The sequence below is a fragment of the Streptomyces sp. NPDC088794 genome (genome assembly GCF_044750545.1).
GTDB lineage: Bacteria > Actinomycetota > Actinomycetes > Streptomycetales > Streptomycetaceae > Streptomyces.
The window spans coordinates 127,664-140,999 of the sequence record NZ_JBIVKB010000016.1 but is presented as its reverse complement, the minus strand read 5'-3'; the positions used below and the strand labels follow the sequence as shown (position 1 = coordinate 140,999).

Here is a 13,336-nt window from a genome sequence, read left to right as displayed (position 1 = left end):
CATCCTTATATAAGGAAGCTTAGTCTTGAGGTAAACTTCCCCCATGCCAGATGACCTGCGCCTTCGCCGCCCATCCCAACTCCAGCTGCTCGGCCGAGCGGTCAAGCGGGCCCAGTACCGCCAACACCGCGCACTGGACACCGCGTTGGCGACCGTCGGCACGACCCTGGCCCAATGGGACGCACTACGGGCGATCGCCCGCACGCCGGGTTCCTCGGCTCGCGAACTGTCCGCCGCGACCTTCCAGACGGAACAGTCCTTCGGCACGCTGGCGACGCGGCTCGCTGCGCAGGTGTTGATCGAGCGGCGGCCGGGGCGGGGGCGTCGTATCGAGCACCATCTGACTCCGGCGGGGGAGCGGGTGTTGAAGGCGGGGCAAGCGGTGGCGGATGACGTGTTGGGGGAGTGCTTCGCGGGGTTGGGGGAGGGGGATCGGGAGGCGTTGTTGGCGCTGCTGGAACGGTTGAACGAGACGGCTTCTGAGGCCGGCTAGTTGATTCCGGGGTCAGTACTCGACGAGGTGACGGCTGTACCAATCTCCCGGTGACCGAGTTCAGACAGCAGGGAGCCCCGCGCCCAACGCGGGGCTCTTTAACGCGCTGCGATCTGGGTGAGGGGGTCGTGCTTGCGGACGTACACCAGGCTGACCAGCGCACGTTGGTGCGTCGGGAGCTCGCAGCGGCGGTCACTTCGCAGGTGACGATGAGCATCGTGATCCACTCGACCAGGCATACGTCAGGTCGAGTGCGGCAGAAAACGGAACCAACGCGGCTCCTTTGCCTGTGGGTTGAGACTTTGAACACCTTCCCAACGGCACGAGAGCCTCGTGCGTTGCGCACCCCGCCGGAGTCCCCTCTGGCAGTGGCCGTGCTGAAAATCCTCAGTGCGTGGATGCAGGACAAGCACCACAGTTTGGCGGCCACAGGTCGATCACAAGAAGGCCTGATGCGACCAAATCCCTGCAGGATTGGTCCAGTTGGGCCAATATGATCGCTCCAGGTGAGTGTCGCGCGAGGGGGAGCAGGATGACCAGCCCGTACAAGATGGAGTTTGACCCGGCCACGATCAAGCACCTCGGAGTACAGATGTACTCGACTCTTCCGCCGGTCATCTCGGAGCTCATTGCGAATGCTTGGGACGCCGGCGCCAGCAAGGTCGAAATCAATATCCCTGGATCAAAGGTGACAGATGATTCCGTCATCATTGCGCAGGACGACGGGGACGGAATGAGCGATGAAGAAGTCAGGCAGGGATATCTCCTCGTAGGGCGTGATCGCCGCAAGGCGGAAGGGCGAAGCGGGCGAGTGAATGCACCGTTCCGCCGGTACATGGGCCGCAAGGGATTGGGCAAATTCTCCGGATTCGGTATAGCGCGAGAAATCGAAGTCGAAAGCGCAAACGGAGTTTCTGTGTCCAGATTTGTCATGGACTATGACGAACTTGAGTATGCCGCAAAGGACCGAGTTGCCCAGTTCGAGCCGTTGCAGCCTTCCGGTTGGGTCTCGCGGGGAACGCGAATCACGCTTCGAAGGATCGAGAAATTTCGGAAGCGCGCTGTTTCCATACCGTCGCTCCGGCGGCACATCGCGCGCAGGTTCGCAGTAATCAACGACGATTTTCAAGTCATCATCAATGGGCACCCAATTACACCTGAAGAGCGTGATCTCAAATCTTTGCTCGCCCGAGACGTGAACGGTGATCCGTATCTCTGGGAGTACGACGAGGAAATTGCCCCAGGAACTGGATGGCGCGTCACCGGATGGATCGGCGCCCTGCCTCACTCGAGCAACGTTGATGATGGAATTCAGCGTGGTGTTTCGATCATGGCGCGAGGCAAGTTGGTGCAAGAACCCTTCTGGTTCGATGCCAACACCGGACAGCAGTACGCTCTCGCGTACCTCATCGGTGAGCTCAGCGCTGACTTTGTCGATGAAGAAGAGGACACCGTGGGGACGGCGCGCAACTCCCTCGTCTGGGATACGGAAAGCAACACCGCACTCATGGAATGGGGCAGGCGCCAAGTCAATAGCGTGTCACGCAACTGGTCGGAAAAGCGCCGATATGACAAGCTTCGCCAGTTGGACACAGAACCCGTCTATCAAGACTTCCTCAAGGCTACCTCGGGATCAGAGCACAAAAGAGCCCGTCGTGTGGTCGACAAACTCATTCAAACAGCAGTCGGTAGCAATTTGGTCGGGCGGGACGAAGAGGCCCAGAGTATCTTGAAGTCTTGTATCGACTTCCTGGAGTTCGATGCATTCTGGGAGATCGCCGAGGAAGTCAGTGAATCCGAGCTCAAGGATCCAGCTCAACTGATCTCACTATTCCGTGAATGGGAGATAGTCGAGGCAAAGGAGATGTCTAAGGTCACTAAAGGGAGGATCGCCACGATTGAAAAACTGGAGAAGATGATCACTAACAATGCGCTTGAGGTTCCAGATCTGCATAACTTCTTCAAGGAGTTCCCTTGGGCCCTGGATCCAAGATGGCACCTGGTCGCGGACGAGATTCAATACAGTAAGATCCTGCGCGATCACTTTCCTGAGTCCGAGGCTCCTGAGTCCGACCGGCGGATTGATTTTCTCTGCGTGGCGGAAGGCGACACGCTGGTGGTAGTCGAGATCAAGCGTCCTCATTCCGTAGCAGGCCGCAAAGAGTTGGATCAGATTCGGGACTACGTTGGATACCTTCGCCATATCTTTGAGAATTCCACGGACGGGGAGTATCGCCCCAGTCATGTCATTGGCTACCTGTTCTGCGGAAAGATCAGTAGTGAGCCCATGGCGATCCAGAACATGAACATGCTTCGCAAGGCGCAGATATATGTCCGCCAGTACTCAGAAATTCTCGGCATGGTCAAGAGGAGCCACGGTGAATTTTTGGAGCGCTATGAAGCGTTGAAGGGGGTTTCCCGCGAATAGTGCCGCCGATCGGTGGAACTGAGCTGGAGACATAATATGCTCCAGCTCGTGCCGCCTTCATTGCTCCGACCAAGCGGATGAGTCAGCTACGCAGGTAGGTGTAAATGGCTGTTGCGATGGCTTTTCCCAGAGGGACCGGCACGGCGTTGCCGATCTGCGTTGCGATCTCGGTCTTTGTTCCGCACCATCGGAACCTCAGAGGGAATCCTTGAATTCGCGCGGCTTCGAAGTGGGTGATCGGTCGTGAATCGGTCGGGTGAAGGTAGCGACCCTTCTCCGGCTTGAAGAATTCCGTTCGAATGGTGACCGATGGTTCGCCAAAACGTAGCCGGCCCATGACGTCTCCGGTGCCGGTATTGTGATTGTCCCAACTCTTGGTCGAAAGGTACTCCACCGGTGTTCGCACGCCGGGAGGGTTCGGACTGGTGAAGACGTGGACTTCACCGAACTCGTCCAACGTGTACCACTTGTCGCGGAGATTCTTTCGATTGCCACCGGGAGGGATCGCGAGATATCTCGCTCTGGAGAGTGGCTCGGGGTTCCGGCCGAAGTGCAAGTGGCGAGTGGTGAAAATTCCAGGAAGTGCAGCATCGACCTCAGGAATGAACTCTTTGTTGTCGGGCAGTTCAGTTCCTTGAATAACGCGCTTCGCGGACTCCCGGAAAATTTTGTCAATTGTATTCCAGTACGAGATCCCTGCGTCGACACCGTCAAGTGCAGCAGAGCTACCTCTGGGACGACGGGTGTGCGTCTTGACGGGATACTTCATTGTGCGCCCGTCTTCAATATCACGGCGTATCCCGATGACAATGGCTCGACGGCGGGCCTGGGCGGCGCCGTAGTCCGCTGCATTGAGGAGGTAGCGCCTATTCTTTTCCTCCTCGCTGTCGCCCATTTCGTGACCGGGGGGATCCACGAGTCGATAGTCGGAGAGGCGACCTCCTTCTTTCACCTGGCTGAGCAAGTTGTTGAACTCGTCGGACTTGAGGAAGCGATCAACGTTCTCAATGACGAACACTTTGGGGCGCACTTCGGCTACAACTCGAACGTATTCTTCCCACAGGCTATTGCGCTCACTGCCCTTTTTGTTGCGATTCAAGGCTGAGAAGCCCTGACACGGTGGCCCGCCGATGACCACTTCGGCGTGGAGATCCTCCGCTGTCGGCCGCCAGTCTTCGATGTCGCCGACATGTACGCGAGCGCCTGGCACGCTTTTGTCCGGGCGAAGTCGCCCAAAGTTCACTGCGTACGTGGCCGCCGCCGCAGGATTGTGTTCGACGGCTGCAATGCTGCGGAAGGCGGGTCCGTCGATGTTTGAACCCACGGGTCGGAACTCGTGAAACCCCTGGGTGAACCCCCCACAGCCACTGAAAAGATCAAGGACAGTGATGGGCTCTGATGCGGAGGGGCGGGGCGTGACCATGGAGCGATCTTAGCCGCGGAGCGCCCGTGCGAGGGCCAGCCCCAGCGCTGTGGCCAAAGGAGGCGGCATGGCGTGACCCACTTGACGATACCTGGATGTTTTGCCGCCGAAGAGCTTCCAGTCGGTTGGGAAAGCCTGGATCATGGCGGCCTGTTCAACGGTCAGCCTGGGCTGCTCGTCCGGGGGGAAGGCGGGTCCCGGCAGGTCGTCGCCGAGGCTACTGCCATTCACCCCAAGCGCTGCCCATGCCTTCTTGCTACCCGTGGGCCCGAGATCTGCACCGCCTCGACGATCGGAGCCACCGACGAGCGCCGGGGCGACGCGATCGGCCCGCATGGCCCAGCGGGGTGCCCCCGGCCAGCCTTGGGCGGACATGGAAGGGCCTAGTACCTGTCCCACGGTGGGAGAAGGTGCCTGACTCGGCTCGGGCCAAGTGAATCGACTGAAGTACTGCTCCTGCAGCGCGATCAGGAAACCACTGCTGCGATTCTGCGGGACACCAAAGTCGGCGGCATTGAGGATTCTCCAACCGGTCCGGAATCCGGCCTGCTGCAGCTCGTTGTTGATCCAAGCCCGGTCACCAGCAAAATCGGGCTTGTCCACGAGGTCGGGTACGTTCTCGAAGAGCACCGCCTTGGGCCCGATCTGGCAAACCAAGCTGATCGAAGCTCTGAGCACACGCCGTTCCTCGGTATCCTCGGCGCGCCCCACGGCTGCCGGGGATTTGACCCGTGGCAGGCCGCCGCTGACGAGGTCCACACCCCAGGTGTCCGGACGCATGCTCGGGTGGAACTGCACCACGTCCATGCAGACAACATCCCAGTGCGGTCGGTTGAGGTCGATGGTGAAGCAGGCGTCGGCCTTGCTGTCGATGAGGAGTACCGGGTCGAAACCGGCGCGTTCGAGCCCGAGGGCTTGAGCTCCGGCGCCCGCGCAGATCTCCACCGACCGAAACCGTCGCGCTCCGACTGCAGGCGCAGACGTGGACTCCTCCTGGTGGGGTACGACTGTGGGCACCTGTCGAGCGAGGCCGGTCGAGGACGTCGTCCCAAGGGGCGTCACCGGTTCTGCTGTAGTCGCCGAACGCGAGCGTTGAGCCTCCACGGCCTCCTGCGCCACGGAGTGCAGCTCGTCGATCAGAGCGGCTTCGTCGATCCCGTCGAAGAGCACGAAAGGGGCCAGCCTGAGCAGCCGCTTGAGAAAGTCGCGGAGGGCATCCCGTTCATTCAGACCACTCAGGTCGAGATCTCGCCAGACGCGCAGGATGGCCCGCACCAGGTGAGGACTTCCGCCGAGCGCGGCGCGTCGAGCGTAGATCTGGTCGAATGCCGCTTCACCGAGGATCTCGAGTGCGGCGTACGGTTCGGGATCCCCGGGAGAACGCACGAGTTGGGCTCGCCACCAGAGGCGTCCGAAGACGTGTCGGGTCAGGTCTGTGCCGAGGACACGGTCCCTGGGTGGCTGGGGATAGCGCCAAAAAGCGACGTCCGGGAGGAGGGCCAGCGCAAAGAAGGCCCACACGTCGCGAGATGCGGCTTCCGCAGGCACCATGCCCATCTCGGCATGGAGCAGCGAGGCCAGCCGGAGATCGAACTCGGCATTGCGCGTCCGGTCCGAGCTGTCCGGGAAGCCTGCTTGTTTCGCCAGGTTGAGAACGCCGTCGCGAAGCTCCCGGAGCTGATTCGGAGCAACCCGGTCGCCTCCTGTGGCCACATACACCGCGGATTCGTGAGTGACGGTGAAGCGGCTGGACAGTTCGGTGATCGTGAGGTGCCGGTACTCCTCGAAGAGCGGTCTCGCTTGTTCGGAGAGCAGCCGAGGGTAGAGGAAGCTCATCATGACACCTCGAAGATCTTGACGGCTGCCTGCAGATCCGAAGCGAACAGGCTCGGCGACTGGCGTTGGCGCAGACGTAGGTCAGCCACCTGCTGTCCGGGAAAGAGTTGGTCGAACAGGCTCAGCAAGGTGGCACCGAGCGAACCGTCGGGGAAATCGGACTCTTCGGTGAAGTCGTCGTGTGCGAGAGCGTGCTCAGCCATTACTCGTGCAGCGTCGGCGTACACCGCGGAGAGTACGATCCGGTCGATCTGACGAGGCTTGGCCGCATTCTGAAATGCGGTGGCGGTGACTGTGTTCCGCTCGTTGACCAGCAGCAACAGAGCGCCCATGGTTGCATGTTCCAGACCTCCGCTGATCTGCAGGTGCCAGGCCGCGCCATCGGGAAAGGACGTCCGAGCGAAGTCGATGATTGCCATGGGGAACTGTGGCGCGTCGCCCTGGAGCCGGAGTGCTTCCCGATCGTTCCACAGCACAGAGCCCGCGCGCCGGGGTGAGGAAGGACGTGCTTCGTTCCTCCGTCGGGCGAGCACCATCGCGGTGTCAAGAAGCAACAGGCCACCGAGGTCGGCTCCGCTCAGTCTGATGTCGAACTCGACGGTGGTCATGCCTCTTTCGGGCAGCGGCACGTGTTGCGCAGGGCCGCTGAGGTTGGATCCCGTGGCCGTCCATACGGCTGAGAGCAGCAGAGAAGCGTCTTCGGGAAGTCCTGTTTGCCGTCGCGTTCGGTCCAGATCGATACGAATGGTCCGCCGTAGGTGCAGATCCATTTGGTAGTCCCAGTCCGGCAAAGCCTCGGGCAGAGTTACTTCGCCGTCCTCGACCACGAGACGCCAGGTCTCGGGGGACACAACGTCTTGAGCAGGGCTGCGGTAGGGAAGTACACGTCGAGTCATGGGTTCCTCACCGCCTCGACCCTGATGCCGATTTCGGTCATGGTGTCCGGTGCAGGCCTCACCACAGCGCGCCAGATGGACTCACCGCCATCGACGACCTGCGAATCGGATGGGTACAGGCGTCCGGTGTCGTCCTCCCAACCGACCAAGGTGGGCATGGTCGCCCCGATCGGAGGATCGGTCTCGCGGCCCCCGGAACCGGGGAGCGTCACGGCGAGATCGATACTCAGGCGTTGAGGCCCGGGCACGGGCAGCCTGAACTCCTGGACCAGGACGGAGACGTCTCCGCGGTCGTCGTAGAAGGGATCACCCAAGTACTGCACGCGTGGGCGGCGGCGCGGAGTCTCGAAACCACCGCCAGCCGAAGACTCGGACAATGCCGGTCCTTCGCCTCCGAAACCATCGGGGTGATTCCCACCGCCGGTGGAGGCCGAGTCCGAAGGCCGGACCGCTGGAGTGCCGCCGGTTGCCGGCCGGCCCGCGTACTGCCGAGCATCGCTTGGTTCGGACGTGCCAGCAGAGGAGCGCCCTGGTTGCGAATAGGCGGTTGCGCCGCCGATTCCCCAAGCTCCACCTACCAGCCCGGAGAACAGCGTACTGGCAGCGCCCAGCGCCACGTTGCTGGCTCCTGGGCGTGCGACCCCACTCAACGAGAGCAGACGCTCCAGAGCTTCACCGATGCGCCGGAACGTCGTCTGCACGAAAGTGCTGTCGGGTCTGTCCAAGGACTGTGGATTCCAAGCGTCGTGCGTGGGCGGCTCCGCCCTGGCGTAGACGTCGTCCATGCTCTCGGTGGCACGGAAGACACCCGCATAGCCTTGATTCGTGCTCGGAGGTTTCGGCCCGGCGTGGTAGGTGACGACGAGTTCCGCCGGACGCATCAGACAGACGTGATGGATGAGGTCCTCGATGCCCAACATTCGTGATGCTCGAGTCGGTTCCAACGACGGCATGATCCGTTTCACCAAGCCGAGCCGTCCCAAGTGCCTTTTGGGCCGATGGCACTCGAGGTCACTTCCGTCCGGCCCTGTCATTACCTCGTAGGCTGTCACAAACATATTGAGCGGACGCGTGTCGCGGGGGTCGGGAACCGAATGACGGACGCCGTCGCACGTGACTGAGAAGCGCATGGAAGGCGGGTTTCCGACGGTGGTGATCATCTTGGGCCAGAGATGCCAGGCCATGGTCTCGCCGAGATACTCGGCTGCCTCGGACGGTTCGAGTTCGTCGAGGTTGGGGTCGATGACCACCACGGTCGTCCCCGTCTCATGGGGCCCGAACGCCTGCAGGCCCAGGCGTTGTGCCACCATCTCAGCCTCATCCCCGATGAGCGGCTCGACCACATTGCCCGAAGTGTCGCCCCACCAGTGGCGACCCGTGTAGCGACGGTTCCCGTCTTGATCGGCGGCCACATAGCTTTTCCAGAGCGTGCAGCCGATCAGGCGCGTCTCGTACGCGCCCAGCGCGGTCCGGCACCGGGAATGGACAAGGACGGTGCCCGGCTTGGACAGCAAATAGAAGATGCCTTTGCCGAAGCCGTAGGTGCCGCCGCCCAGCGCGGTCTCGCGCGGCTCGCCGATGTTTCGGATGAAGGAGACGAAGTCGCGGTCCGGGCCCACTGCGTTGTCGGCACGCGTCGGCCCGCCCAGTCCCCGAGTCCCACGATCGGAAACGGCCAGCACTCGGATCGGACCACGAGCGAGTGTGTCTCGGAGAGGGAAGCTCGCGCCGCTGGGTGCCCCTTCCGAAAGGAGCTCACGCCAGGCGGATGCGTGGGCTGCTCCCACGGTGCGAATGTCGATTCGGTAGTCGACAGGCACAGTGGACTGCGGCAGGCGGGCGTCCCAACTGTTCTGAGCGGACTCCCGTACCAGAATAGTCAGCAGATCGAGTTCCGGCCTGCCGAGCTGGTTGCGGATGCCCTCGGCCGCGCTAGCACCTTCTGGCGGATAGGGTTGGGAGAACCAGCGGGGCCCTCTCACGCGGACTCCTGGATCATGCGGTCGATCGCCCGGGACACCTCATCGGAATCCATGGCCGTCGGTGAGTCCCCGGACAGGTCGATCGTGTACTCGACATCCACAACTGAAATGGTCACGCCTGCAGCTCCGAGGGTTAGGGCCGTCAGTTTGGGGAAACTGGGAACGACCTCGTACCACCTCTCTTCGTCCACCTTGAAGTACGTATCGCGATACTGCTCCGCGTCGACGACCCGATAGCCGGCCTCGGCGAGCAACTCCAGCAGAGTGCTCTCGTCGTCGCAGCGTCGCAGGACTCGATCGAGTAGTTCCAGGAAACCGACGCTTGAGTTGCTCTTTGCGGTGCGGTGCAGTCGGAACCAGGCCAGGTGGAGCGCCCCGCCTTCTGGAGCATCGAGTTGATCCAGCCCGTGGATTCGCGGCCGACGGCCCTCAGAGACGGTGCTCGTCTTCACCTCGACGGCCGTGCTTCCGCTGGAGAAATCGTGATGGTGGCCCGATGGGCCCCGCCACAGGCGATGGGCACTCGAATCGCGCTCTAGGAGTTGCTCAAGGACCAGCAACTCGCCGAAGAGACCTGCGAGTTGCTCGGGTCCCAGAGGTGTTCCTTGCGTCTGGAAGAGAGCCCTCCACCGATCGAGGACGCGGTAGAGCGCCTTGACCGGGTTCTCGGGCAGCTTCTCTGCCGCGCCCACGGCATCGACACACAGCTCCGTGAACAGGTCGTTGAGGTCTGTTCGCAAGCAGGCGAGATCGGCGTACATCTGATAGGTCTCGGTGTCCTCCAACGGGCGCTTGCGCAACTGGAGGACTGGGCCGTCGAGGCCTGAGCGTACTTTCCGATGCATCGGAACGGGGACCAAGAGATGACGGTGGCCGTTGTGGTCGACGCCGACTGCCAAGGGATCTCGGTCGGCCATCGAGGGCAGCAACGAGACCCTCAAACGGTGCTCGCCCTTGGTCTCTTCGGCTTCGAGTGCAGTCCAACACTCCTCGACGAGCCGATGCAGGTCGTCGTCCTTCATGAGTCTTCGCCTTCGAGGAGGCTGAGGTCTTCGTCCTCAATACGCAGGCCGGACAGATCGGCCGAGATGTATTTCTCCACCGTGCTGTCCTTGTCTTGTGGTTCTGGGAACACAAGGCCGACACCGATCACATGTTCAGCGGCATTCAAAGGGGCACGCAGCTTCTTTGCCGGGCTGGGTTCCGATGCCTTGTCGATCGGATACAGGACCAGCAGGCCCGTGGCCGGCAGTTGGAGACGACGCTGGTCCTTAATGCCCTGCTCGGTCAACTTTTCCGTGCTCCCGGCCAGATCGATTGCGCCGTCGCGGCGGCTCATCAGAGTTTTGATGTCGGCGAAGTCGGGATCAGAGTTCCTGATGGCGAGGCGTGCACGGGAGTTGAGTCCTACCGACACACTCGCGGCGAAGCTGAAGGGCTCGCCTGCCGGGTTGCCGACGATGGCGATGTTCCAGCGGCGCAGCGAGCCTGCCGCGACGCGCTTCTTGATGTAGTCCCCGATTAGATCGGCGTCGTTTTCGGGCGACTTCTCATGGAACTTGTAGGCCGCCAGAAAGTCGGTCACCGCGTCGTACGGCACATCACGGAAGAGGTATCGGCCGTCGTCGGGCCGGTGCTCCACTCTGACGGCGTTGGCGATGGAGGCACTCACCAGGTCGCATGCGGCGGCCAGATTTGCGCTCAGCCACTTGGCGTTGGTGTGGAAGTAGTGCGTTTGCACCCGCTTGCCACCGTAGGAGGAGGCTGCGGTGACCGCATCTCTCATCTTGGCCGCCGCAGTGACGCGCAGGGCCGGGTGAGCGCGCAGACGGACTGCGAACGTGGTCGGGGTCTCGTCCTCGGTCATGTAGATGTCGATGTCCCGACGCATCTCGGTCTCGACTGTAGCCAGGTGCCTAAACCACTCGGCCAACTCGTCGGTCATCCAGATACGAGGTAGATCCGCGTATCCGTTCCGGAAGCCGAACCAACGCCCCATTTGCAGCAGAGTGTCGTACGCGGAGACGGAGCGTACGAAGTAACTGACCGACAAACCTTCCAACGTCAGCCCACGCGACAGTGTGTTGCCGCCCACGGCAATCGCCACGACGGGGCCGTTCTCGTAGTCGAGGCGGTCCTCACTGCTGGAGTTGTCCATGATGATTCGGCAACTGCGGAAGACACCGGGAAGTTCTTGAACCAATTTGCCGAAGGGCACCTTCGTCTCGCCGAACTCCGTGGCGGGGACCCGCGCGGTCTCCCGGTCCCAGAGATCACGCAGTCGGGAAAGGAAGGCTGCGTCACTGAGAGAATCCGCAGCCCGGTCCAACAGATGACGCAACGGCCGCTTGAAGCTGTTGTGCACGGCGGTGTTGACGCTGGTGTGGATCAACATCGTGCTGTGGGGATTACCGGTTCGGCGCACCCGGCGAGCGGCAGTTGCCAACCAGAAGTACTCGATTGCATTCCGGAGAGCGTCCGTGATGATGGGTTCGAAGCCATCTATGTCGGCCCTCGTCTCGGGCCGTACGCAGGGCATGTCGTCGTCCGGTACCGAGCGGATCATGTCGTGTCCGTCGTCGACTTGTTCCGGATCCTCACCGTCGAGGGCGTATCGACCGAAGAGGACTTCAGTGCCGAAGTGGCCCGCCGGCTTGGGGAGGTTGACGACGAAGTCGCGAGGATAGAGGTCCTTTGCACTCGGGTCGATCAGCAGGTTGGCGAACGGCGATGCCGTGTACCCCACGTAGGCGGACCGCGGGAGGCTCTCCATGATCCTGAGAATCAGCGGGTTGATGGACTTCGTGGCCACGGTGGCCTGATCCGCCTCGTCGTCGATGATCAGGGCCGGACAGTCTGTGAGATAGTCCGACGCCTTCTCGAGCCACACCGCGAGCTTGCGCAGTACGGTCGCGTTCTTCTTGACCACGCACAGGACTCGTGTCTTGTTGTTCTTCCCGAAGTACGAAGCCGGGTTCTCCTGGGGAGTGAAGTCCTTTTCCAGGCCGGTCAGTTGGGACCAGAGGGAAGGATTGGGTTCTACGAGTTGCTGGACCAGGCGGGCCTGGGTCTGGCGCCGGAGGCCATTGTGAATGCCTGCCAGGACGATGAAGAGCTTGTAGCCGCGATCGGCCGCCTTGGCCATAACCGAGGTGAAGTTGGTCGTCTTGCCGGACTGCACGTAGCCGACTACGAGGCCTCGCGTGGAGAACGCCTTCTCCTTCGGATGGTTCAGCAGCGAGAGGACGCGGGTGGACGAATCGTCCAGATTCCGGATCGCCGGGTCCTCCCAGTCGTCCTCGATCAGGAGATCAACGATCGCGGGCCAACATTTATCCTTGGCCTGCGGGCCCGTGTACCAGGTGTCAAGCCCGTCTCGTACAACGGCATGAGGTTCTTCGAGTTCCTTGATACGAACCGTGTGCTGCTCATGCTTCTCGCGAATCTGCTGAACGATTTCAGGGCTCACGCCCAGCAGCTCCAGGCGCTTGACTGCCTCAGAAGGTGGAAACGCGTCCAACAGGGCCTGGAACGTCTCATACATGGCATCGAATTCACCGGTCATTGGAATCGAGCGCCCCCGCTCTGGTTTGTCAAGCCGAGTGCATTGCAAAGACCGATGACCTCGCCGGCCGCCAGCCTTGGGCTGGCGATGCGCTGTAGAGGTGGGGTTGGTGATGAGTCGCCATACTCGGTCATGAAGGGTCTCCGACATCCATGGACTTCTCGGCGCCCGAGGCACTGTCTGGTACGGGCGCGTGTCGAGCAGCGGGCGGTGTCCGATCCGCTACTGAAGCGGCGACCTGGCTCGCGACATCCTTGGTCGACTCATGCTCCCAAAAGCGCAGGACCGTCCAGCCCTGCGCAGTCAGGTGGTCTGTCGTCTCGACATCTCGAGCCATGTTCTTGTCCAGCTTGACTCGCCACCACTCCGCGTTGGCCTTGGGTTGCGTTGCGTGTTCAGGGCAGCCGTGCCAGAAGCAGCCGTCCATGAAGATGGCGATCTTGGTTTTGGTGAAGACGATGTCGATCGTGCGACGCGGCATGCCGGGTACAGGAACGTTGACCCTGTAACGCAGGCCGGCCGCGTGAAGGAGCCTTCGGACCGCAACCTCGGGCGCCGTGTCGCGAGAGCCCTGTCGGCTCATGCGGGCGGAGACGGCTGGAGAGGAAGGGACGGCACGTGGCACGACAACATTCTGCCGGCGTATGCGAGGCCTTGCGCGAGGAGTGGCGTACCGCCCTCGCATAGAAAATGGAATGCGGGAGAGATGGCTG

The 13,336-nt window shown here is 61.8% G+C and carries 9 protein-coding genes and 1 pseudogene; 2 read left to right on the top strand and 8 right to left on the bottom strand.

Going from position 1 to position 13,336, the window contains the following annotated elements:
• The first annotated feature begins 43 nt into the window (after positions 1-43).
• Complete coding sequence (locus ACIP6U_RS36895) at positions 44-493, top strand: MarR family winged helix-turn-helix transcriptional regulator (RefSeq protein WP_401726977.1); 450 nt, start codon at positions 44-46, stop codon at positions 491-493.
• 107 nt (positions 494-600) lie between these two features.
• On the opposite strand, the pseudogene ACIP6U_RS36890 reads toward ACIP6U_RS36895, so the two are convergent.
• Positions 601-766 (bottom strand): annotated as a pseudogene (locus ACIP6U_RS36890) (IS5/IS1182 family transposase); the annotation flags it as partial.
• 259 nt (positions 767-1,025) lie between these two features.
• Between ACIP6U_RS36890 and ACIP6U_RS36885 the strand changes: the two are divergent.
• Positions 1,026-2,921: an ATP-binding protein gene (locus ACIP6U_RS36885; protein WP_401726975.1), complete on the top strand. Its 1,896-nt coding sequence runs from the start codon at positions 1,026-1,028 to the stop codon at positions 2,919-2,921.
• An 82-nt stretch (positions 2,922-3,003) separates the two neighbouring features.
• Here the strand turns inward: ACIP6U_RS36885 and ACIP6U_RS36880 are convergent, their stop codons facing one another.
• From ACIP6U_RS36880 to ACIP6U_RS36850, 7 genes are all read right to left on the bottom strand, one after another.
• Complete coding sequence (locus ACIP6U_RS36880; protein WP_401726974.1) at positions 3,004-4,344, bottom strand: DNA cytosine methyltransferase; 1,341 nt, start codon at positions 4,342-4,344, stop codon at positions 3,004-3,006.
• 9 nt (positions 4,345-4,353) lie between these two features.
• A complete protein-coding gene (locus tag ACIP6U_RS36875) occupies positions 4,354-6,180 on the bottom strand; it encodes a DUF6339 family protein (protein WP_401726972.1) in 1,827 nt (608 codons plus the stop codon).
• Positions 6,180-6,788 (bottom strand): hypothetical protein, encoded by a 609-nt coding sequence (locus ACIP6U_RS36870; RefSeq protein WP_401726970.1) that lies wholly within the window; start codon positions 6,786-6,788, stop codon positions 6,180-6,182. The genes ACIP6U_RS36875 and ACIP6U_RS36870 overlap by 1 nt, the downstream gene beginning before the upstream one ends.
• Positions 6,789-7,072: 284 nt before the next feature.
• Positions 7,073-8,695, bottom strand: coding sequence for a hypothetical protein (locus ACIP6U_RS36865; protein ID WP_401726968.1), 1,623 nt, complete (start codon positions 8,693-8,695; stop codon positions 7,073-7,075).
• A gap of 359 nt (positions 8,696-9,054) precedes the next feature.
• Entirely contained in the window at positions 9,055-10,080 is a 1,026-nt protein-coding gene (locus ACIP6U_RS36860) for a PD-(D/E)XK motif protein (protein WP_401726967.1), read from the bottom strand.
• Positions 10,077-12,623: a Z1 domain-containing protein gene (locus ACIP6U_RS36855; RefSeq protein WP_401726965.1), complete on the bottom strand. Its 2,547-nt coding sequence runs from the start codon at positions 12,621-12,623 to the stop codon at positions 10,077-10,079. Before ACIP6U_RS36855 ends, ACIP6U_RS36860 begins: the two co-directional genes overlap by 4 nt.
• Positions 12,624-12,753: 130 nt before the next feature.
• Positions 12,754-13,206, bottom strand: a complete 453-nt coding sequence (locus ACIP6U_RS36850) for a very short patch repair endonuclease (protein ID WP_401726963.1) — start codon at positions 13,204-13,206, stop codon at positions 12,754-12,756.
• Positions 13,207-13,336: the final 130 nt, after the last annotated feature.

What these genes read in the sequence shown, in the direction of transcription:
- ACIP6U_RS36870 (WP_401726970.1), bottom strand. Translation starts at nt 6,788, where the DNA reads ATGACCACCGTCGAGTTCGACATCAGACTGAGCGGAGCCGACCTCGGT.
- ACIP6U_RS36860 (WP_401726967.1), bottom strand. Translation starts at nt 10,080, where the DNA reads ATGAAGGACGACGACCTGCATCGGCTCGTCGAGGAGTGTTGGACTGCA.
- ACIP6U_RS36885 (WP_401726975.1), top strand. Translation starts at nt 1,026, where the DNA reads ATGACCAGCCCGTACAAGATGGAGTTTGACCCGGCCACGATCAAGCAC.
- ACIP6U_RS36855 (WP_401726965.1), bottom strand. Translation starts at nt 12,623, where the DNA reads ATGACCGGTGAATTCGATGCCATGTATGAGACGTTCCAGGCCCTGTTG.
- ACIP6U_RS36880 (WP_401726974.1), bottom strand. Translation starts at nt 4,344, where the DNA reads ATGGTCACGCCCCGCCCCTCCGCATCAGAGCCCATCACTGTCCTTGAT.
- ACIP6U_RS36875 (WP_401726972.1), bottom strand. Translation starts at nt 6,180, where the DNA reads ATGAGCTTCCTCTACCCTCGGCTGCTCTCCGAACAAGCGAGACCGCTC.
- ACIP6U_RS36850 (WP_401726963.1), bottom strand. Translation starts at nt 13,206, where the DNA reads ATGAGCCGACAGGGCTCTCGCGACACGGCGCCCGAGGTTGCGGTCCGA.
- ACIP6U_RS36895 (WP_401726977.1), top strand. Translation starts at nt 44, where the DNA reads ATGCCAGATGACCTGCGCCTTCGCCGCCCATCCCAACTCCAGCTGCTC.